Source organism: Streptomyces sp. NPDC000229 (assembly GCF_040300825.1).
In the GTDB taxonomy this organism is placed as follows: Bacteria; Actinomycetota; Actinomycetes; order Streptomycetales; family Streptomycetaceae; genus Streptomyces.
Genome location: NZ_JBEPEL010000116.1, coordinates 1 through 19,194, shown reverse-complemented (window position 1 = coordinate 19,194; position 19,194 = coordinate 1). Strand labels below are relative to the sequence as shown.

General features: G+C 70.8%; 20 protein-coding genes and 3 pseudogenes. 16 read left to right on the top strand and 7 right to left on the bottom strand.

Annotated features, from left to right (window positions below; translation table 11 throughout):
- A pseudogene (locus ABT360_RS33065) lies at window positions 1-95 on the bottom strand (sigma factor-like helix-turn-helix DNA-binding protein); the annotation flags it as partial.
- Between the two features lie 14 nt (window positions 96-109).
- Entirely contained in the window at window positions 110-577 is a 468-nt protein-coding gene (locus ABT360_RS33060; RefSeq protein ID WP_351824943.1) for an RDD family protein, read from the bottom strand.
- A gap of 209 nt (window positions 578-786) precedes the next feature.
- Here ABT360_RS33060 and glnA point away from each other — a divergent pair, with 209 nt between their 5' ends.
- Together glnA and cutA are read left to right on the top strand one after the other, a co-directional pair.
- A complete protein-coding gene (gene glnA / locus ABT360_RS33055; protein ID WP_351824940.1) occupies window positions 787-2,196 on the top strand; it encodes a type I glutamate--ammonia ligase in 1,410 nt (469 codons plus the stop codon).
- A 267-nt stretch (window positions 2,197-2,463) separates the two neighbouring features.
- Window positions 2,464-2,781 (top strand): divalent-cation tolerance protein CutA, encoded by a 318-nt coding sequence (cutA, locus tag ABT360_RS33050; RefSeq protein ID WP_351824937.1) that lies wholly within the window; start codon window positions 2,464-2,466, stop codon window positions 2,779-2,781.
- Here cutA and ABT360_RS33045 read toward each other — a convergent pair.
- A complete protein-coding gene (locus tag ABT360_RS33045; RefSeq protein WP_351824934.1) occupies window positions 2,778-4,043 on the bottom strand; it encodes a helix-turn-helix domain-containing protein in 1,266 nt (421 codons plus the stop codon). The two genes, cutA and ABT360_RS33045, sit on opposite strands and share 4 nt — an antisense overlap.
- 244 nt (window positions 4,044-4,287) lie before the next feature.
- Here ABT360_RS33045 and ABT360_RS33040 point away from each other — a divergent pair, with 244 nt between their 5' ends.
- The 5 genes from ABT360_RS33040 to ABT360_RS33020 all read left to right on the top strand — a co-directional run bounded on the left by ABT360_RS33040 (window position 4,288) and on the right by ABT360_RS33020 (window position 7,800).
- Window positions 4,288-4,515, top strand: a complete 228-nt coding sequence (locus ABT360_RS33040) for a hypothetical protein (protein WP_351824932.1) — start codon at window positions 4,288-4,290, stop codon at window positions 4,513-4,515.
- A gap of 218 nt (window positions 4,516-4,733) precedes the next feature.
- The gene (locus ABT360_RS33035) at window positions 4,734-4,865 is read left to right on the top strand and encodes a hypothetical protein (RefSeq protein ID WP_351824929.1); all 132 of its coding nucleotides are present in this window, start codon (window positions 4,734-4,736) and stop codon (window positions 4,863-4,865) included.
- A 19-nt stretch (window positions 4,866-4,884) separates the two neighbouring features.
- Window positions 4,885-6,069: a cupin domain-containing protein gene (locus tag ABT360_RS33030; protein ID WP_351824926.1), complete on the top strand. Its 1,185-nt coding sequence runs from the start codon at window positions 4,885-4,887 to the stop codon at window positions 6,067-6,069.
- Window positions 6,066-6,959 (top strand): aldo/keto reductase, encoded by an 894-nt coding sequence (locus tag ABT360_RS33025; protein WP_351824923.1) that lies wholly within the window; start codon window positions 6,066-6,068, stop codon window positions 6,957-6,959. The genes ABT360_RS33030 and ABT360_RS33025 overlap by 4 nt, the downstream gene beginning before the upstream one ends.
- Window positions 6,940-7,800, top strand: coding sequence for a hypothetical protein (locus ABT360_RS33020; RefSeq protein WP_351824921.1), 861 nt, complete (start codon window positions 6,940-6,942; stop codon window positions 7,798-7,800). The genes ABT360_RS33025 and ABT360_RS33020 overlap by 20 nt, the downstream gene beginning before the upstream one ends.
- Before the next feature lie 141 nt (window positions 7,801-7,941).
- Here the strand turns inward: ABT360_RS33020 and ABT360_RS33015 are convergent.
- Window positions 7,942-8,148: pseudogene (locus ABT360_RS33015) on the bottom strand (SAM-dependent methyltransferase); the annotation flags it as partial.
- 529 nt (window positions 8,149-8,677) lie between these two features.
- Here ABT360_RS33015 and ABT360_RS33010 point away from each other — a divergent pair.
- A complete protein-coding gene (locus ABT360_RS33010; RefSeq protein WP_351824919.1) occupies window positions 8,678-9,931 on the top strand; it encodes an ankyrin repeat domain-containing protein in 1,254 nt (417 codons plus the stop codon).
- 16 nt (window positions 9,932-9,947) lie between these two features.
- Here the strand turns inward: ABT360_RS33010 and ABT360_RS33005 are convergent, their stop codons facing one another.
- A complete protein-coding gene (locus tag ABT360_RS33005; RefSeq protein ID WP_351824917.1) occupies window positions 9,948-11,129 on the bottom strand; it encodes a winged helix DNA-binding domain-containing protein in 1,182 nt (393 codons plus the stop codon).
- Between the two features lie 16 nt (window positions 11,130-11,145).
- Here ABT360_RS33005 and ABT360_RS33000 point away from each other — a divergent pair, with 16 nt between their 5' ends.
- Window positions 11,146-12,756: an alpha/beta fold hydrolase gene (locus ABT360_RS33000; protein ID WP_444852369.1), complete on the top strand. Its 1,611-nt coding sequence runs from the start codon at window positions 11,146-11,148 to the stop codon at window positions 12,754-12,756.
- Between the two features lie 56 nt (window positions 12,757-12,812).
- Here the strand turns inward: ABT360_RS33000 and ABT360_RS32995 are convergent, their stop codons facing one another.
- Entirely contained in the window at window positions 12,813-13,088 is a 276-nt protein-coding gene (locus ABT360_RS32995) for a hypothetical protein (RefSeq protein ID WP_351824915.1), read from the bottom strand.
- Window positions 13,089-13,222: 134 nt separating this feature from the next.
- Between ABT360_RS32995 and ABT360_RS32990 the strand changes: the two genes are divergently transcribed.
- The 3 genes and pseudogenes from ABT360_RS32990 (at window position 13,223) to ABT360_RS32980 (ending at window position 14,986) form a co-directional block, all read left to right on the top strand.
- On the top strand, window positions 13,223-13,585 hold the full coding sequence (locus tag ABT360_RS32990) for an arsenate reductase family protein (protein WP_351824912.1): 363 nt from the start codon (window positions 13,223-13,225) through the stop codon (window positions 13,583-13,585).
- A 132-nt stretch (window positions 13,586-13,717) separates the two neighbouring features.
- A pseudogene (locus tag ABT360_RS32985) lies at window positions 13,718-14,086 on the top strand (MarR family transcriptional regulator); the annotation flags it as partial.
- An 87-nt stretch (window positions 14,087-14,173) separates the two neighbouring features.
- Complete coding sequence (locus tag ABT360_RS32980) at window positions 14,174-14,986, top strand: hypothetical protein (RefSeq protein WP_351824910.1); 813 nt, start codon at window positions 14,174-14,176, stop codon at window positions 14,984-14,986.
- Between the two features lie 42 nt (window positions 14,987-15,028).
- Here ABT360_RS32980 and ABT360_RS32975 read toward each other — a convergent pair whose 3' ends face one another.
- The gene (locus tag ABT360_RS32975; protein WP_351824907.1) at window positions 15,029-15,958 is read right to left on the bottom strand and encodes a Gfo/Idh/MocA family protein; all 930 of its coding nucleotides are present in this window, start codon (window positions 15,956-15,958) and stop codon (window positions 15,029-15,031) included.
- A 205-nt stretch (window positions 15,959-16,163) separates the two neighbouring features.
- Here ABT360_RS32975 and glnII point away from each other — a divergent pair, with 205 nt between their 5' ends.
- The 4 genes from glnII to ABT360_RS32955 all read left to right on the top strand — a co-directional run bounded on the left by glnII (window position 16,164) and on the right by ABT360_RS32955 (window position 19,098).
- Window positions 16,164-17,201, top strand: coding sequence for a glutamine synthetase (glnII, locus tag ABT360_RS32970; RefSeq protein WP_351824905.1), 1,038 nt, complete (start codon window positions 16,164-16,166; stop codon window positions 17,199-17,201).
- Between the two features lie 107 nt (window positions 17,202-17,308).
- Window positions 17,309-18,220 carry a DUF6891 domain-containing protein gene (locus tag ABT360_RS32965; RefSeq protein WP_351824902.1) on the top strand — a complete coding sequence of 304 codons (912 nt, stop codon included), beginning with the start codon at window positions 17,309-17,311 and terminating at the stop codon, window positions 18,218-18,220.
- Window positions 18,217-18,405, top strand: a complete 189-nt coding sequence (locus ABT360_RS32960; protein WP_351824900.1) for a hypothetical protein — start codon at window positions 18,217-18,219, stop codon at window positions 18,403-18,405. Before ABT360_RS32965 ends, ABT360_RS32960 begins: the two co-directional genes overlap by 4 nt.
- A gap of 99 nt (window positions 18,406-18,504) precedes the next feature.
- Window positions 18,505-19,098: a winged helix-turn-helix domain-containing protein gene (locus ABT360_RS32955; RefSeq protein WP_351824897.1), complete on the top strand. Its 594-nt coding sequence runs from the start codon at window positions 18,505-18,507 to the stop codon at window positions 19,096-19,098.
- The last annotated feature ends 96 nt before the right edge of the window (window positions 19,099-19,194 follow it).

The following is a 19,194-nucleotide window of genomic DNA, read 5'->3' as shown; positions in this document are numbered from 1 at the left end:
GTCGACATGCCCAGCGCGGCGGCCGTCTCCTCGGTGCTCATCTGCTCCCAGTGCCGCAGCACCACGACGCTGCGCTGCTTGGGCGCCAGCACCTTCTCGTACCCGAGTCCTAGCCGCGCACCTGCACGGCGCGCGCGAGCCGGTCGTGCAGTCCCCGGCCGTCGCGGTCCCAGATGAGCGCCGGAATGGCCAGGCACAGCAACACGCTGCGCACCACGACGCGACCGAGGCCCAGCCGCTCACCGTCGACCGAGATGACCCGCAGCCCGAGCAGCCGCTTACCCGGCGTACTGCCGACGGTGCCCACGGTGAGCACGTTGAGTACGAAGAGAACGGCCACGGCCCAGTTGCCCGCCGCCGCCTGGTCACCCGGCGCGATCAGGCCGTATGCGATCACCATGCACAGGGCCCAGTCGAGGAACAGGGCGCCGAAGCGGCGTCCGAGAGGGGCGATCGAACCGGGCCCCTCCTGCGGCAGACCGAGCCGCTGACCCCGGTAGCCGAAGTCGGCGCCCATCTCCTCGGCGGCCGCGCGCGGCCCGGAGAGCCACGATCCGATTGCTTGCCTGTTGTCCACCCGACCACCGTACTGTGCCCGCTTTCGATCACTTCGACCCGGGTCTGCTCGGGCGCCAGGGCACTCGCTCCGGTTAACTTGGTCGAAACAAATGGGTCACGCTTGAGAAATCCCGCGTCCCTAGGGTCAGAACCAGCGTGTGCCACCGCACTGGCCGCACGACCGAGCTACAACCCCGCCCTCCCCCGGGTGGGAGTAGGAGGAGTTGGATGTTCCAGAACGCCGACGACGTCAAGAAGTACATCGCGGACAACGACGTCAAGATGATCGACGTCCGGTTCTGCGACCTTCCCGGCGTGATGCAGCACTTCACGATTCCGGCCACGGCGTTCGACCCGTCCGAGGAGCTGGCCTTCGACGGCTCGTCGATCCGCGGCTTCCAGGCGATCCACGAGTCCGACATGGCGCTGCGCGCGGACCTGTCGACGGCCCGCCTGGACCCGTTCCGCCGCGACAAGACGCTGAACATCAACTTCTTCATCCACGACCCGATCACGGGCGAGCAGTACAGCCGCGACCCGCGCAACATCGCCAAGAAGGCCGAGGCCTACCTCGCCTCCACCGGCATCGCGGACACCGCGTACTTCGGCCCCGAGGCGGAGTTCTACGTCTTCGACTCGGTCCGCTTCAGCACCTCCGCGAACGAGGGCTTCTACCACATCGACTCCGAGGCCGGCGCCTGGAACACCGGTGCCCTCGAGGACAACCGCGGTTACAAGGTCCGCTACAAGGGCGGCTACTTCCCCGCCCCGCCGGTCGACCACTTCGCCGACCTGCGCGCCGAGATCTCCCTGGAGCTGGAGAACGTCGGCCTCCAGGTCGAGCGCCAGCACCACGAGGTCGGCACCGCCGGCCAGGCGGAGATCAACTACAAGTTCAACACGCTGCTCGCCGCGGCCGACGACCTGATGCTCTTCAAGTACATCGTGAAGAACGTCGCCTGGCGCAACGGCAAGACCGCGACCTTCATGCCCAAGCCGATCTTCGGTGACAACGGCTCCGGCATGCACGTCCACCAGTCGCTGTGGCAGGGCGGCTCCCCGCTCTTCTACGACGAGCAGGGCTACGCGGGCCTCTCGGACACCGCCCGCTACTACATCGGCGGCATCCTCAAGCACGCCCCGTCGCTGCTGGCCTTCACCAACCCGACGGTGAACTCCTACCACCGCCTGGTCCCCGGCTTCGAGGCCCCGGTCAACCTGGTCTACTCGCAGCGCAACCGCTCCGCCGCGATGCGCATCCCGATCACGGGCTCCAACCCGAAGGCCAAGCGCGTCGAGTTCCGCGCCCCGGACCCGTCCTCCAACCCGTACCTCGCCTTCTCGGCGCTGCTGCTCGCGGGCCTCGACGGCGTCAAGAACAAGATCGAGCCGGCCGAGCCGATCGACAAGGACCTCTACGAGCTCGCCCCCGAGGAGCACGCGGGCGTCCCGCAGGTCCCGACCTCCCTCCCGGCCGTCCTGGACGCCCTGGAGGAGGACAACGAGTACCTGCAGGCGGGCGGCGTCTTCACGTCCGACCTGATCGAGACGTGGATCGACTACAAGCGCACCAACGAGATCGCCCCGATCCAGCTGCGTCCGCACCCCCACGAGTTCGAGCTGTACTTCGACATCTAGGAGGCGGGGCCGGGCGACCTTGGGCCGAAGCCCTGGGAACAGGCTGTGACCTGCGAAAACTCTTCTCAGTAGTTCTCACTGTCACCGCTTGCTTTCCGCCGCCTTGTGCACCGAGTGTGCATCGCCCGGCCAATCCTCTGACTTGATGTCAGAAACGCCGCGAGGGCCGCTACCCCACAGCCGGGGTGGCGGCCCTCGCTGGCTCGTGATCCGCACCTGGCTCACGAGCCCCGCACGGGCGACGGATCGGGCGGGTACGTTGCCCTCATGGCTGACTTCCTGATCGTGATCACGACCGTGGACAACCAGGACGCCGCGCGGAAGCTGTCGCGCTCGGCGGTGGAGGCGAGTCTGGCCGCCTCCGGACAGGTGACCGGCCCCATCGAGACGACGTATCGGCACCTCGGCGAAGTTTCAGAGGGCACCGAATATCAGGTGATGTTCCGCACGACCGGCGACCGGCGCGAGGCCCTGGAGGAGCACCTGGTGGACAACCACCCCTACGACTCGCCGGAGGTCATCGCGTTCAACATCGACGCCGGCCGCGCCGAGTACCTGGAGTGGATCATCCGCGCCACCCGCTAGCCCTTCACACGCTCCAGCAGGGCGCCGACCGGGGCGAGGGACCGATGGGGCTCCAGCCGCTTCACCATCATGCGCGCCCGCCCCATCGGCCTGATGGACGCGAGTCCTTCGGAGAGGATGAGCACTCGGCCAGTGATCGCGGTCGCATGCTCTACCTCTCCCGCGTCCAGGTAGGCCGAGGCCAGCCACGACAGGTACAGCGCCTTGTCCCGGGCCCGGGTATCGTCGTACCGATTCAGGGCCTCCTCCAGCGCCGGAATGGCCCGCAGCGGCCGGTGCAGCTCCGCCCAGCACCGCCCCGTCATGATCGCGATCTCGTCGCGGTCCACCCAGTACGCCCAGTCCGGGGCCGGATCGTCGTCGTGCTCGTGGATCGCTTCCTCCGCGAGCCCCAAGGCATAGTCCGCCTCCTGGGCGTTTCCGGACGTCGCGTGCTGCCACGCCAGCCGATCAGCCAGCAGGGCTCGCACCACGGGAGCTGCGTTCGCGCCGAGCGCCTCATACGCCGCTGTCGCAAACCTGATGCCCGAGCCCCCACCTACCGCCCCCTCCAAGTAAGCAAGGAAGGCGAGCGAGTTGCCTTCCAGCGCAGAGTCATCGGCGGCCTTTGATGCAGCCAAAGCAGTCAGGTAGTGGCTGCGGGCCTCTTCGTAGCGCCCCGCGTCGTACGCCGCCCACCCGGCGAGCTGGGCCTGCTCGGCGATGATCCCCCGCAGGCCGCGTCCTGTCGCTTCGGCATAAACGCCTTCGTCGGCCAGCCGAGTCGTAGCCTCCAGCTCCCGGACGTACATCTGGTAGGTGTCGCCGCCGCCCACGAAGTCGTCCAGGCGTCGCAGCCGTGCCGTCCGCTCGCTCAGTTGTCGGGGCACGTCGGCGCCGATCCTTCGTCCTGACGACAGCAGAGACGACGGCTGCATGACGGCTATCCCGGCGCTGGCCGAGGCCGTGATGAATCGGCGGCGGTCCACATCGTTCTCCTGGTCGGTCTGCTGCTCCTGACGGCGAAGGCGTCGCGCGAGGGCTACAGCGCGGCGTAGCTCCTCCTCCGGCACGCCGAACTCCGCCGACAGCAGCGCCCGCGAAGCCGGGTCCGGAAGTCGCTCGTGGGTCTCCCACCGCGACACCGCCCCCTGCTCAAGTGGGTACCCACGCCGCGCGGACAGGTCTGCCGCCAGTTCCTCCTGCGTCCGGCCGCTCGCTAAGCGCAGCCGCCGAAGCAGCGGCCCGATCGGCTCCACTCCGTCGCCCTCGTGCTTGGTCATCATCGCCGTCCCTCAGCCGTCCCCGAACCCAGGAGCCCAGCCTGGCCATAAATCCTGGCCATGTCCCTGGAATGGCCATGCCGCCTGGCCCATCCGTCCAAACACTTACGGCAGTTGACTGGTCACAGCCCGCCAGGAGGGGCGGACTCCCCCGAGCAGCGGGCCGGGGGCCGTGCCCACGTCGCACCTGCGGCCCGCTGCTTCCCCGGAGTACAGCGCCAGCCCGAGACCGAGGAGAGGTGCCATGTCCCCACAGAGCCGCAATCTTCAGCGCCAGACCGTGCCCGGCTGGGTCCGCGAAGGCACCCGCATCCACGACCCGCTCGAACGCCGTACCGGCATCGTGCAGTTCATTGGCGAGTTCGAGGACCCGAGAACCCACGTGGTCATTCAGAACGCCGTCTTTGCCCGGCCCGAGGGCGGAGGAGTGGAGTGGGTCGTCGAGGATCCCTCCAGCCTGGAGCGCGGCTGAACGGGCGTGACCCGTGGGGCTGGCGCCAACAACTCGCCGTTCTTCTCTACGTCGCCGCCGTCAGTGTCCTGGTAGTCGCCTTGGCCCTTGCCGGCAGCCCCGGCCACTGACCCACCGACCTCCGCCCCGCACTTCCCGAGTCCTGGGGCGGATGCACCACCCGAAGATCTCCCGTCGGAACCCCGGCGGGACCCATCAAGATCAGAAAGGAGTACGGGATGGACAAGAACACTCCCGCCGAGCAGGACAGTGGTCTGCTGCTCGGTGTCCGCCGCATCACTGTGGCCCGCTCACGTGCCGAGGAAGCCTCGGACAACACCGGCGGCAAGTCGGACATGAACGACACCTGATCGGCCGAGGAGACCCACGGTGATTGATTCTTCATCGTGGGCGCAGCGTCTGGGCGGGGACACGTTCCTCGCCCAGACGTGCTTCCGCGCCCACAAAGTGATCCGTTCCAACGGCGACATCACCCCCTCGCTGCTGACCTGGGGCGACCTCAACGAGATCGTGGCCGCGCACAGGCTCGAACCGCCCCGTATGCGGCTCTCCCGCGCCGGCGAGGCCGTCCCGGCCACGGCGTACTCCATCCTGCGCACGAATCGCCGCGGAGTGTCCTGGTACGAGCCCCAGCCCGCCGAGTTCCATGCCCGGCTCGCTGAAGGCGCGTCCCTGGTCATCGACGCGATCGACCAGATCCACCCGCCCGTCCGGGAAGCCGCCATCGGACTCGAACGGTTCTTCCGCACGCCCGTCCAGGTCAACGCGTACGCCTCGTGGACAGCCGAGGAAGGCTTCGGCACACACTGGGACGACCACGACGTGGTCGTGCTCCAGCTCGAAGGCTTCAAGCGGTGGAAGATCTACGGCCCCACCCGCCAAGCCCCCGCCTGGCGCGACGTCGAAGCCCCCGAGGGTCCGACGGGTGAGCCGATCACGGACATCGTTCTGGCGGCCGGTGACATGCTCTATCTGCCGCGCGGCTGGTGGCACGCCGTGAGCGCCGACCAGGGCAGCAGCTCGCTTCACCTCACCTTCGGGCTCGCCACACAGGCCGGCGCCGACTTCCTCAGGTGGCTGTGCGACGACCTACGGGCCAGCACGACCGTCCGCGCTGACGTTCCCCGCTTCGCAACCCCCGAGGAACAGGCGGAGTACCTGGCCGCCGTACGGAAGGAGGTGCTGGCCGCGCTGGAAGACCCTGCGGTTCTCGATCGCTGGGAGAGGTCGCTGGACACCACGCACCCAGGGCGGCCGCGCTTGTCCCTGCCATACCTCGCGGTCGTTCCGCCCCAGCCGGGGATCACCGTCCAACTCACTGTTCCACGCGCCCGCGTCGACCAGGACGCTGAGGCAGTGACATTCTCCGGCGCCGGGAACGAATGGACCTTCGCCCTCCCCGTCGCCCCAGTGCTCCACCTCCTGACCGACGGGAAACCGATCGCGCTCGGAGACCTGGCCAACGAATCGGGCCTCACCGTCGGACAGGCGGCCGAAGTCGTCACCACACTGGTCATCGGTCAAGCCGTCGCTGTTGTTGGGGGCTCCAGGTGACCGCTGCCCTCGGACTGGGGACGTACCGGGTGCGCGCCGTTGAGCAGGCGGCGCGCACCGCGTGCGCCGATGGACCGGTGTGGTTGGACACCGCACCCAACTACGCGGACACCCATCGGCTGTTGGCCCCCGTCATCGCCGACTACCCGGGGGCCATGGTCGCGACAAAAACGGGATTCTTCACCAGGGCAGAGGGGGAGGCTGCGGTACAGGCTGGGCTGATCACATCAGAGCAGGCAGCCGCCGGCCACAGCCTCCACTCTGCCTTCACCCGCTGGCAGACGGACCGCTCCCTTGCCGTACTCGGCCGAACCGACCTCGTGTTCGTCCACAACCCCGACCACTCCCACGTCGACCGCGCAGACCTGCACGAGAGGCTCCGTGCTGTGTTCGCCGTCTTGGAGGAGTTCGCCACCGCAGGCAGGATCCGCGGATACGGCGTGGCCACCTGGTCGGGATTCCAACAGGGGGCCTTCACTGTCCCCGAACTCCTGGGCCTGGCGAATGAAGCCGCCGGGTCGAGTGAAAATCACCTGCGGGCCATCCAGCAGCCGGTCAGCCTCGTTATGTCCCGGCCAATCGCTCTCGCCCTCGACGGTCGAGGTCCCCTGGTCCATGCCCGTGCAGCGGGCCTGATCACCTTCGGCGCTGCACCCCTGCACGGTGGCGAGCTGGCCACCCTCGCCACGCCCGAACTCGCCGAGTTCGTCCGCCCCGGGGCCTCACCGGCCGCCGCCTGCCTCCTCGCGGCAGCCTCCTGTCCGAGCCTGGACGTGGTACTGCTGTCCGCCAGCTCCGAACAACACTGGAACGCCGCCAAGGACGCCATCGCTTCCCCGCTCGACAGGGGCCAGCTCAGGAAGGTCATCGATGTACTCGCCCAAGGATGAGGCCATCAGGGCACGCATGCAGAACGCCCTGGCGCACGCCGCCGCCAGGCTCTCCACCACGACGACCGGAACACCGGCCTGGGGATGGCTGGGCCGCACCATCGGCAGTCGTACCAACGGCGGCCACTGGCTGCGCGTCCACTGCGGCGAGGCATCCAAGACTCCCGAGCACCGCAACGAGGGCATCGCCGTCGCCGAGGAACGGGTCTCGGACAAGGTCTCCCGGCCCCGCCTGCAAGAACTGCTCCGCTGGGAAGACGGCCTGTACGTCTTCGAGGCAGAACTGATCGACTACATCGCCCAGCCGGTCATCTCCCCGGAAACCCCCGACCTCACCAAGGACCCGGGACTGCCGGATTCCTGGTGGGCGACGCTGCGGGAGAGCCTGGACGCCCTCAGCACAGCAGAGCCGCCCCGCGAGACCATTCGGCAGTCCTGGGCGGACCGGGTGTTCCCCGAGTTTCTCGGCATCCCCGCGCCGACCATCACCGAACGCATCACCGGCCATGCCGATCTCCAGTGGGCCAATCTCACCCACCACCCCCTCGTCATCCTGGACTGGGAACGCTGGGGCGCCGTCCCCGTCGGCTACGACCCGGGCATGCTCTACGTCAACAGCCTCCGCGTCCCTGCCGTCGCCGACCGCATCCGCGCCGAGTTCGCACACGTCCTCGACACCCCCGCCGGCCACATCGGCGAACAGATCGCCCTTGCCGAGATGCTCCAGGCCGTCGGCCGCGGCTGGTACCCAGAGCTGGCTCCGCTGCTACGCAAGCGCGCGGAGGAACTGACCGGGGTACGCCCTCCATGGGCCAACCGTGAGCCGAGCCCGTCGACCTAGCCGTCGGCGCTCATGGCATGCACACCGCATGGCTGGCTCATGGGCCCGACATGGGCGGACCCATGGCAACGAATGACCGGAACCAGGCACCGTCACCGTCGCCTCGATCCGACTCTGGCTCCGCTCGTGATCCGCGACTGGCTAGTCGTCCGAGCCGGTAGCCGATGGCGGTACCTCGACGACGAAGAAGAGGAAGTTGGGTTCGGTCGAAAGGGCAGGGAAGTCGTCGGGGAACAGCTCACGGGCGGCCGGGTCGGGCTGCGGCTAGCTGATGGCGGAAAGGCGGAAGCCAGCGGTGGTGAAGGCATCGGTGATCACGTGCAACGGCCTGCGCCAGAACCTCATCGGGAAGCGCGCCGGGCCGTTGTCAGATCCTTCTGTCAGAGTCGTCCTTGTCAGCGGTCGCCGGGGTTCGGCAACGGGGCGGGGAGGATGTGCTGTGGGGTTCTTCGACGATCTGGTGGTGGAGGCCGAGCCCGAGCCGCCGAGGCCGGAGTTCATGGATCTGGGGCCGTGGGGGGACGCCGTTCGTGATTTCCCACCGTCGGATCATTTCCTGCCGGGTGTGGTGCATCTGGCCGTGGAGGCCGGGCGGGGTGAGCACGCACGGTTGATGCTCAGGGGGTGTTCGGTGTGGCCCGATTCGGTCACGCTGCACCTGGTGGTGTTCCGGCGCCGAGTCCGTACGCGGGAGCACGTCACGTTCGGGCGACCCTGTCCGGGTGGGCTGCGGGCGGGTCTGGTGCAGGGGGACGGGCGGCGGGTCACGACGCTGGACGGTGAGCCGTGGCCGGTCGCGGGGGCGTCAGGGCGGCGGACGAGGTTGCTGACGACCGGGGGTGGCGGCGGGGGGTTCCATCACGAAGTGGATCTATGGTTGTCCGAGCTGCCTCCCGAGGGGGCGCTGACCCTGGTGGTGGAATGGCCGGACGAGGGAGTTCCGGAAACGCAGACGGTCATCGACGCGGGCGAGATCCGTGCCGCGGCGGCGCGTGCGGTGGAGATCTGGCCGGACCTGGAGACTCCCGCGCCGGTGGCGGACGGCGGCACGTCGGCGATGTGGGTGTCGATCGCCGGGCCCGCCGGGCTCATGGCCACGACTCACTCGCACCGTTTGGACGCGGACCGGGACGCCGACAGGTACGAGCCGCGGGGCGACTGGGGCGGTATGCGGTACGACGAGGGCTGGCGGGATCCACGGCTGGTACGGGCCCGCCTCGACGCCGGTGCCGACCCGGCGGCCGGGCTGCACGACGCCGCCGCGCATGGTTCCGCCGAGGTGCTCGGGGAACTGCTCGGCCGGCTGCCGGACACGGAGGCCGACCAGGGGGACGGCGAGGGGTTCACCCCGCTGTGGGAGGCGGTGTGCCACGGGAACGTGGAGACGGCCCGCCTGTTGGTGGAGGCCGGGGCCAGTCCGTGGACGCCGCAGTGCGCCGGGAGGTCGGCGGGCGGTCTGGCCCTCACCGTCCCGGCTCTGGCGCCGCTCTTCGCCAAGCTGCCCGGAGCGGTGGAACCGACGCCCGAGGAGCGGGCGCTCCAGGAGGAGGCGGACCGTCTGATCGAGGTTTTCGAGGGGGTTCACACCGATGGCCTGGGGGTCGCCTTCGTGGCCGGTCTCGACGAGGAGGAGGCCATCCGGCGACTTGGCGCCGATCCGGCGGCACACCCGGTGCTCGATCTCGACCGGCACCCCGGCCCGTACGGCACGGGTCCGGGCGGCTTCGACCCGGACGACTACGACGAGGCCCAGCGGTACGTCGGGGTGACCGGCGTGCCGGGCGGCTGCGTCCTGATACAGCCCCTGAGTTATGGGGTCAGCACGCCGGAGGTGCTGGAGCCGCTGTCCCTGTCCGCGAGGGCGTGCGGGATCTACTTCAACCCCAAGGGCGGGACGTTCGGGACGACCGCGGTGGACGGTGAGACGGTCTGGGAGGGGGAGGTGGCCCTGTCCCCCGGACCGGAGGAGCCGGCCGAGTGGTGGCTGTTGCGGTGCTGGGACTGGACTTCCTCGCACGGCGCCCGCCAGCTCGCCTACGCCTGCTGGACCGCCGGGATGCGTCTGGCGGACAGCCGGCCCGTGACCGGTCCGCCCCGGCGGTGGGTCCGGCTGGAGATACCGGAGGGCTAGGCAGGCGCGTACGGGGTCAGGCGGACAGCTCCCTTTCCAGAGGCGTCCGGAAGCGGGGGGTGACGCGGGTGGTGCCCAGCCAGGTGTGGAGGCGGGCCGCCTCGGCTTCGATGGCGGCGAGCGCTTCACGGCCCGGGTCCGGGACCAGGAGGCGCCAGACCGGTTCGCCGTCCGGGCGCTGGGCCCAGCCGCCGATGACGCGGCCGTTCCACCAGACGGTGGGGCCGATGTTGCCGCTGCGGTCGAAGAGGGCGGCGCGGTGGGCCGGGGCGAGGTACCAGTCGCGGCTCTGCCAGCCCATGGGGGTGGGGTCGAGGGCGGGGAGGAAGGCCGCCCACGGGGCGGGGCGTTCGGTCGGGGTGGTGTCGTCGGGCAGGACGAAGCCGGTGGTGCCGTCGTCGAGGTCGACCGGGACGGCGGCGACGGCCTGGAGGGCCTTGCGTACGTCGGTGACCTTCCAGCCCGTCCACCACTTCAGGTCCGCCTCGGTCGCCGGGCCGTGGGAGGCCAGCCATGCGCGGGTGAGCGTCGCTTGGGCGTCGGCGGGCGGGAGGTCGGGGAGCGCGGGGGCGATCGCCCAGCGGAACTGGCTGGACGTCCAGGAGCCGAGCGGCCTGCCCCGGACGACGCGGGCCTCGGTGCCGAGCAGGCGCAGCAGCCGGGTGGAGACGGTCTGGCGCTGCTCGTAGCTCGTGCCGGGGGCGTACACGAACTGCTCGCGCAGCCGCGGTTCGTCCTGGGCCAGTTCGGCGGCGGTGGCCTCACCGCGCCGGGTGAGGGCTTGGAGAGTCGACTTCTCGACATCCGCGAGCCACTGGGCGTCGAGGGTGCTTCCCGCCGTCAACTGTTTGATCAGCGTGGCGCGTTCGCGGGCGGCGACGGCGTGGGTGGTGGACGACTGGACGACGGGTGCCAGGGCGGTCGGGAAGACGAAGACCGTGTGACGCATGCCGTGCATACGGACCAGGGTGCGGTCCTCGTACAGGGCTCGTTCCATGGCGGCCACCGGGCCGGCCGCGTCGGTGAGGCGGGCTCCGGCGGCGAGGTGCACCGTGGCGGGGTCGGTGCCGTGCAGGGCGGTGAGGGAGTTCGCCACCTGCTCGACCGTCGGGGCGCGGGCCGCCGGGGTCAGGTGGTGGCGCACGGCGATGCGGTTCCGGCGTTCTTCGTCGGTCATCCGGGGGCGGTGGCTGGGCATGGTCTAGAACTTATCCATGGACGCGGTGATGTGTGATGGGGAACGGATCAGCTTCGTGGCGCGGGATCACGACGGCGCGGCCGGTGCGACCGTGGTGGTGCTGCACGGAGCGGGGAACGGCAGCGCGGATGCGCTCGTGCCGGTGCTGGACGAGTTCGCGGGGCGGGGCTGCCGGGTGGTCGCGCCGGACTTCTCCGGGCACGGGCGGAGCAGCGGCGCGCTGGAGGAGCTGAGCCTGGAGCGGCGGTTCCTGCAGGCGCGTGCGGTCATCGACCGGGTGGTGCCGGACGGCGACGAGCTGGTGCTGGTGGGCTTCAGCATGAGCGGTCAGACCGTCGCCGACCTGGTCGGTCACTACGGCGGGCGGGTGCGGGCCATCGGGCTGTGCGCGCCGGCGGTGTACGGGCGGGAGGCGTGGGGCATCCGGTTCGGGCACGGGTTCACGGAGATCATCCGGCAGGAGGGCGGCTGGCGGGACTCGGCCGCGCTGGATGCTCTGCGGGCTTTCGAGGGTACGGCGGTGCTGGCCGTGCCCGGCGACGACGAGGTGATCCCGCGGGCCGTCACCGAGGCCGTCGAGGACGCGCTCACCACCCGTTCCCGGTACCGGCGGCTGGACATGGAGCGGGCAGGGCACCGCCTCGGCGTCTGGTTCGTGACCGAGGCGGACGACCGGCGCCGGTTCGTCGACGCGGTGCTGGCGCCGCCGCGGACCCCGGACTGGGTGGAGAAGTCGCTGCCCGAGGGCGAGCGGGTGCGGTCCGCGCGGTGGCTGGCCGGCGGCTGGACCTCGCAGATGCGCCTGCTGCGGACGGAAACGGAACGGGACCTGGTCCTGCGGTCGTTCGTCAAGCCGTTCTACCGCCGGCACGCGCCGGGACTGCTCGCGCGGGAGGCGGAGGTGCTCGGCCTGCTGGCCGACGGGGACGTCCCGGTCCCGGGGTGCCTGGCCGTCGACGCCGTGGGTGAGTTCTGCGACGCGCCGTCGCTGCTGATGACGCGTCTGCCCGGTGCCGTACGGGTCGACGAGGCCGACCTGGACGCGCGTGTCGAGTTGCTGGCGCGGCAGCTGGTGGGCATCCATCGCGTGAGCGTGCCGGAGGGTGCGCGCCCGCGCCCGTACCAGGCGTGGACGTCTCCGGAGCGGGTCAGGGTGCCGGACGGTACGGCCCGGCCGGAGCTGTGGGCGCGGGCCGTGGAGGTGATCGGGCGGGAGGCACCGGCGTACGAGGGACGCTTTCTGCACCGGGACTTCCATCCGGGCAACGTCCTGTTCACGGGCGCGGGTGAGGAGCTGCGGCTGAGCGGTGTCGTCGACTGGGTGGAGACCTCCTGGGGGCCGGCCGACCTGGATGTGGCGCACTGTTCCACGGCGTTGGCACTGCTGTACGGGGTGGAGCGCGGGCTGCGGTTCGCCGAGTGGTACGTCGTGCACGGCGGCGTACTGTCCGGGGACGCGGAGGCCCGGCTGTACTGGCGGCTCCTGGACGCGCTGGCGTTCGCACCGGACGCGGACAAGGTGGGGCGGTCCTGGCGCGAGCTGGGACGCACGGACCTGACGCCTCAGGTGCTGGCGGCACGTCTGGAGACGTATGTGGGCGCGCTGTTGGGTGGGGCCGCGCTGTAGCCGTGTCGTCCCGTGTCCGCCGGCCACCTTCGTGGGCGGCGGGCACGGGACGGTGGTCAGCGGCTGCTGTGGATCAGCGCCCGGACCATCCGGCACGTGATGTCGGACGGCGGGTGGATGCCGATGCGCTCCGCCGTGCTCCGTATCGTGTCGTTGTCGGCCTTCGACGGGTGGTAGACGCCCGAGTCGAGCAGGGCGATCGCCAGCCGCATGGCCTTCAGGCGGCGGTTGTGGGACACGTACCACTCGCGGGGCCGACCCGCCGGCAGTGGCTTCTTCCGCAGGGGCTTGAAGGGTTCGAGGGGCAGTGTCGTGAGTGCGGCAACGGCCATCGGCGACCTCCTGGTACGCGGGTGTGGGGACCCTCCCCCGGGCCCTCACGAACTACCTCGATTTTACTGCCGCCCACTGACAATCGGCCCTGGCCAGCACCGCTTTGAGCGGCCGTGAGGGGTACGGTGACGGCATGGAGATCTGGATCAATCCCGCGTGTTCCAAGTGCCGTGGCGCACTGAAGCTGCTCGACGAGGAGGGGGCCGACTACACCGTCCGCCGCTACCTGGAGGACGTGCCGTCCGCCGACGAGATCCGGGACGTCCTGACCCGCCTCGGTCTCGAACCGTGGGACATCACCCGTACGCAGGAGCCCGCCGCCAAGGAGCTCGGGCTGAAGGAGTGGCCGCGTGAGGCCGGTGCGCGGGAGCGCTGGATCACGGCGCTGGTGGAGCACCCGAAGCTGATCCAGCGGCCGATCATCACGGCCGACGACGGCACGGCGGTCGTGGCCCGCACGGATGAGGCGGTCCGGAACGCGCTCAGCCGCTCGTGACCCCTCGGGTCAGGAAGTCGGCGATACGGCGGTCCGTGCCCGGCGGGGAGGCCATCGGGAGCGTGTGGTGGGTGGCGCCGGACAGCATCTCGGTCCGTACGGCCGTCAGCTCCCGGGCGGCCGCGGCGGCCTTCCCGTAACGGCATGCACGCCACCGACGTACGCGCCCTGATCTGCCTGCTGGACGCCGAACGGGCCGGCACGGACGCCACGGTGGGGTGGCTCGGCGCACAGCTCGGGCTCAATTCCGCAGGGACGACCGGAGTCATCGACCGTCTGGAGCGGCTCGGCCACATCGCGCGCGTGCGCGACGAACGGGACCGGCGGCGGGTGCTGCTCAGTGTGGAGGAGCGCGCGGAGGAGCTGGGCGGGGCGTACTTCGGGCCGCTGATCGACGGCACGGTGTCGCTGCTGAGAGGCTTCGAGGGGGGTGAGGTGAAGGCGGTGGGACGGTTCCTGACGGGCGTGCGAAATCTCTTGACAGAAGAGGGAGTTGAGTAGAACCGGCTTGCTACTCGTACGTAGGGGCACACACGGAACCGATCCGGCCGTCGCCCCCCCCGTACGGCCGGGGACAGGAGCCCCTACGTGTCACGCAAGAAGACGCTCAGCGGTAGGAAGAAGCTCGCTCTGCTCGTCGGCGCGGCCGCGATGGCCGGCGGTACGGCGATCGTGATGACCGGGACCAGTCAGGCGTCGGTGGCCTGCGACGGTCTGGCCACGGCGCTGAGCAACAACGAGAAGTTCATCGCCGGACAGCGGGCCAATCCGGACGCCCAGTCGGAGGCGCGGATCGCCAACCGGCAGGCGGTGATCGAGCAGATCAAGCGCCAGCAGGAGGCCGCCGGGTGCGAGGTCGGCCAGGGCAGTGCCCAGGGCGGCGCCGAGGCGGGCGGCGCACAGGATGCGGGCGGCGCTCAGGCAGGTGGCCAGGCGCCGGGTGCCGGTGCGGGCGATGGTCAGAACGCGGGCCAGGGCAATGGGCAGGGCAATGGCAAGGACCAGGGCCAGGGCAATGGCAACCAGGGCGCCGGGAATGGTCAGGGCGGCGCCGGCCAGGGCGATGGCGCCGGAGACGCCACCGCCCAGCCACCGGCCGGGCAGGGCGGTCAGGCCGGACAGCAAGGAGGTCAGCAGGGCGGCGGCGAGGTCGGCGAGGTGGTCTGTGCCGGGTCGACCGTGACCCTCTCCGGCGAGGGTGGCGCCCCGGCCGCCTCCAGCAACCAGTTCCCGCTCGGGACCACGCTCAAGGTGACCAACCTCGACAACAACAAGTCCACGACCGTCGAGGTCACCTCCGTCTCCGGAAGCTGCGCCCTGCTCAACAACGCGGCGTTCGAGCAGGTCCGCGAGCCCGGCAAGTTCCTGATCCGCAAGGCCCGCATCGAGCGCGTCGGCTGACGGACCGGACCACGGACAGGGCCCCTGGACAGGAGGTGCGGTTCAGTCGGCGAGCCGCGCCTCCGCTTCCGCCTCCACGCCCACACCCGCCTCCGCCTCCGCCTCCGCCAGGATTTCCGTCACGCGCAGCCCGAACCGTACGTCGCAGGCATGCGCCTCCCCGCTCCGTACCGCCCCCAGCAGCGCGTCCACCGCCGCCCCGAACGACCCGACGGCGTCCGCCCACGACGGCATCACCGCCCGCCCGTGGTCGCCGAAGAGCGTGACGCCCGCCTCCGAGGCCCGCACCGGGGCGCTCAGGCTCAGGGTCAGCGTGCTGCCCGCGCCCGACGCGTGCCGCAGCACCAGGTGCCGGGCGTCCCCCGGCCCCGCGACGGCCGACGCGACCTCCGTCACGTCCCCGAGCACGGGCAGGAGCACCGACAGCACATGCGGGCCCACGTCCCACAGCCCGCCCTTCTCCCGGCGCCAGGGCGACGCGGCGTACGCGCTCGTCGACCCTCGCGAGAACAGCGCGCCCAGCCAGTGGGCCTGCGCCAGGTACCAGCCGCCCAGCGCCGCCTGCTCCTCGATCCACGGGGCCGTGTCGGAGGCGAACCGGAGCGTACAGAAGACGACGGAGGCGACCCCCGCCCGGTCGGCGGCGTCCGCCACTTCACGGGCGCCCGCCACGGTCGTGGCGACCGGCTTGTCGAGCAGCAGGTGGCACCCGGCCGCCGCGGCCCGTGCCGCCAGCGGCGCCTGCACGTCCGGCGGCAGGGCGAAGGCGACCGCGTCGCTGGCCGCGAGCAGCGCGTCCACGTCGTCGTACGCCCGTGTCCCGTGGGTGGCGGCGAGGGCGGCCGCCGCGTCGGGGCGCCTGCCCCACACCCCGCTGAAGGTGATGCCGGGGTGCGCGGCGAGCGCGGGGGCGTGCGTGCGGCCGGCCCAGGGGCCGGTGCCGAGGAGTCCGATGCGCGGCTTGCTGTCCATGCCCGCCAGTCTGCCCCCTGTACGAACATCACACCGGGCGCGCCTCTGCATACCGTCCGGCTCCCCGGGGCTCGCGCTCGCACGGCGGCCGGGCGAAAAACAGGAAACCTGAGTAACACGGGGTTCACAAACGGGCAACGGTCGGGAAATCCCGTATTGCGAAGCTGCGCGGCATACCGCTGCACCCGCAAAGGATGAGGCCCCCGTGACCACCATCAAGGCTGAGTACATCTGGATCGACGGCACCGAGCCGACCGCCAAGCTTCGCTCGAAGACGAAGATACTGGTCGGCTCCGCCCCCACCGGCGTCGCCGATCTGCCCATCTGGGGCTTCGACGGGTCCAGCACCAACCAGGCCGAGGGCCACGCCTCCGACCGCGTGCTGAAGCCGGTCTTCTCCTGCCCGGACCCGATCCGCGGCGGTGACGACATCCTCGTCCTGTGCGAGGTCCTGAACACGGACATGACGCCGCACGAGTCCAACACGCGCGCCGCGCTGGCCGAGGTCGCGGAGAAGTTCGCCGCGCAGGAGCCGATCTTCGGCATCGAGCAGGAGTACACCTTCTTCAAGGGCGCCCGGCCGCTCGGCTTCCCCGAGGGCGGCTTCCCGGCCGCGCAGGGCGGCTACTACTGCGGTGTCGGCTCGGACGAGATCTTCGGCCGTGACGTCGTCGAGGCGCACCTGGAGAACTGCCTGAAGGCGGGCCTGGGCATCTCCGGCATCAACGCCGAGGTCATGCCCGGCCAGTGGGAGTTCCAGGTCGGCCCGCTGGCGCCGCTGGAGGTCTCGGACCAGCTGTGGGTCGCCCGCTGGCTGCTCTACCGCACCGCCGAGGACTTCGACATCTCCGCCACCCTCGACCCCAAGCCGGTCAAGGGCGACTGGAACGGCGCCGGGGCGCACACCAACTTCTCCACCAAGGCGATGCGCGAGGGCTACGACGCGATCATCACCGCGTGCGAGGCGCTGGGCGAGGGCTCCAAGCCGATGGACCACGTCAAGAACTACGGCGCCGGCATCGACGACCGCCTGACCGGTCTGCACGAGACCGCCCCGTGGAACGAGTACAGCTACGGCGTCTCGGACCGCGGTGCCTCGGTCCGCATCCCGTGGCAGGTCGAGAAGGACGGCAAGGGCTACATCGAGGACCGCCGCCCGAACGCCAACGTCGACCCGTACACGGTGACCCGCCTGCTGGTGGACACCTGCTGCTCCGCGCTGGAGAAGGCCGGCCAGGTCTGATCCGGCACCCCGGTTCACGGCTGGAGGGCGCTCACCGTTCGCGGTGGGCGCCCTCCGGCGTTGTCGCCGCCGCGGTCACTGTCAGTGGTGTCTGCCACAGTGGGCTCATGCTTGCGATCAGGGTGGAGACGGAGAAGAACGGCGAGGAGTACGCCCGCGCTTCGGCGGAGCGGCTCGGGGATCTCGTGCGGCGCATCGGCGCGGACGGGGACCACTTCGTGGTGGTCCAGCGGATACCGGACGTGCCGGACGTCTTCATCCAGGTGTGGCACGCGGACGGCGGTGGCTACCAGCTGGAGCACCGGGCCGGGGCGCCCGAGCGGCACTTCGTGGTGGAGCTCGCCGACGCCGCGCGGGTCGCCGACGTCATGGTGCGGTGGGCCCGGCAGGAGAGCGCCTGGGACGCCGGACTGCCCTGGCAGCCCATCCGCCTGCCGGAGCCGGAGCCGGTGCCGGAGCTCGACGCGGGGATACGCGCGGAGGTCGAGGGGCATGTGCGCGAGCTGCTCGTGTGCGGGTACGCGGACCGGGCGCAGCTCGCCGAGGCGGCCGAGGACTGGCCGGCCGGCGGGGACGAGCGGCCGGTGTCGCCCGCGCAGGCGCGGCAGTTGGTGGACCGGCTGTGGCGGGAGCGGCTGGTGGAACAGGCCGGGTGGGAGGGGACGACGGACCCGGAGCGGATATCCCGCGCCTTCGCCGCTCTGGAGGAACGGGGCATCGTGGCGAGGGAGCACTTCACCTGCTGCCGCACCTGCGGTACGGCGGAGATCGGCGGGGAAGCGGACGAGGCGTCACGCGGGTTCGTCTACTTCCACACCCAGTGCACCGAGGGCGCGGCGGCGGGCCACGGCCTGTATCTCCTGTACGGCGGGTTCGACGGCTCCGAGGAGACCACGGCGGCCGTCGGGCGGGAGGTCGTCGCGGCCCTGGCCGAGGAGGGGTTGACGGTGGACTGGAACGGTTCGCCGGAGCGGGCGATCATCGTGACCGGGCTGGACTGGCGCAAGCGGCTGCCGTGAGGCGGTGCCGTTCCGCGTGCCGGGAAGGGCCAGTGCCGTGCGTCGGCATCTGCTTCAATGGTGGCATGGCCAGCCTTCAGGACACCGCGACGGGTCGCAGCGACCTTCAGCCGTTCTGGCCGTCCCGTCAGCACCACGATTTCGACCGGGTGTGTTGCCGCGCGACGAACGCGTCGGCCCTCTAACGCCTTTCGGCACCCTGCTTCGACCGCCCGAACAGGCCTTCGGCCGACGCGCATGACGTGACGTACTTCCCGTCCCTTCGCGCGAAAGAGCTGACCCTCATGGCGAACACCCGTACCCTCTCCGCCGTTCCCGCCGTCTCCACCCTCCCGGCCCACACCGCACCGGCTCCCGCGGTCCCGGCGCCGGGCCGGCACCGCCTCCGTGCCGTCGACCAGCTCGACCAGCTCGACGAGGCCGCCGTCCGGCTTCCCGGCGGCGTCGACGTCGCCGAGTTCCTGCCGCCGGGTGCCACCTGGGTGCCCGCGCCGCCGCACACCGTCCCGTCACTGCCGGGACAGCCGCCGATGATCGGTTACCTGGTCCTCGTGCCGGCGGAACAGCAGGTGCCCGGACCAAAGGCCGCTCCAGTCGGCGGGCCGGTGACGATCGACGCTGCCCGGCGCACCGCCGAGGTGGCCGGGCAGCCGCTGGACCTCACGTATCTGGAGTTCGAGCTGCTGGCGCACCTGGTGGCCCACCCCCACCGGGTGCACACCCGCGACCAGTTGGTGACGACCGTGTGGGGGTACGGCCATGTGGGCGACGGGCGGACCGTCGACGTCCATGTCGCCCGGCTGCGGCGCAAGCTGGGCGCCGAGCACCGCCACACGATCCGGACCGTGCGGCGGGTCGGCTACACGTACGCGCCGTGAACCGCTAGGGCCTCTCGTTCGGATCTTGCTGGGCTCGTGACGCCTGGACACCGCACCTCGCGGCGTTGTCGTCGGTCGCCAATGCTCCGCAGTGGC

What these genes read in the sequence shown, in the direction of transcription:
- glnA (WP_351824940.1), top strand. Translation starts at nt 787, where the DNA reads ATGTTCCAGAACGCCGACGACGTCAAGAAGTACATCGCGGACAACGAC.
- cutA (WP_351824937.1), top strand. Translation starts at nt 2,464, where the DNA reads ATGGCTGACTTCCTGATCGTGATCACGACCGTGGACAACCAGGACGCC.
- ABT360_RS33045 (WP_351824934.1), bottom strand. Translation starts at nt 4,043, where the DNA reads ATGACCAAGCACGAGGGCGACGGAGTGGAGCCGATCGGGCCGCTGCTT.
- ABT360_RS33040 (WP_351824932.1), top strand. Translation starts at nt 4,288, where the DNA reads ATGTCCCCACAGAGCCGCAATCTTCAGCGCCAGACCGTGCCCGGCTGG.
- ABT360_RS33035 (WP_351824929.1), top strand. Translation starts at nt 4,734, where the DNA reads ATGGACAAGAACACTCCCGCCGAGCAGGACAGTGGTCTGCTGCTCGGT.
- ABT360_RS33020 (WP_351824921.1), top strand. Translation starts at nt 6,940, where the DNA reads ATGTACTCGCCCAAGGATGAGGCCATCAGGGCACGCATGCAGAACGCC.
- ABT360_RS33005 (WP_351824917.1), bottom strand. Translation starts at nt 11,129, where the DNA reads ATGCCCAGCCACCGCCCCCGGATGACCGACGAAGAACGCCGGAACCGC.
- ABT360_RS33000 (WP_444852369.1), top strand. Translation starts at nt 11,146, where the DNA reads ATGGACGCGGTGATGTGTGATGGGGAACGGATCAGCTTCGTGGCGCGG.
- ABT360_RS32995 (WP_351824915.1), bottom strand. Translation starts at nt 13,088, where the DNA reads ATGGCCGTTGCCGCACTCACGACACTGCCCCTCGAACCCTTCAAGCCC.
- ABT360_RS32990 (WP_351824912.1), top strand. Translation starts at nt 13,223, where the DNA reads ATGGAGATCTGGATCAATCCCGCGTGTTCCAAGTGCCGTGGCGCACTG.
- ABT360_RS32975 (WP_351824907.1), bottom strand. Translation starts at nt 15,958, where the DNA reads ATGGACAGCAAGCCGCGCATCGGACTCCTCGGCACCGGCCCCTGGGCC.
- ABT360_RS32965 (WP_351824902.1), top strand. Translation starts at nt 17,309, where the DNA reads ATGCTTGCGATCAGGGTGGAGACGGAGAAGAACGGCGAGGAGTACGCC.
- ABT360_RS32955 (WP_351824897.1), top strand. Translation starts at nt 18,505, where the DNA reads ATGGCGAACACCCGTACCCTCTCCGCCGTTCCCGCCGTCTCCACCCTC.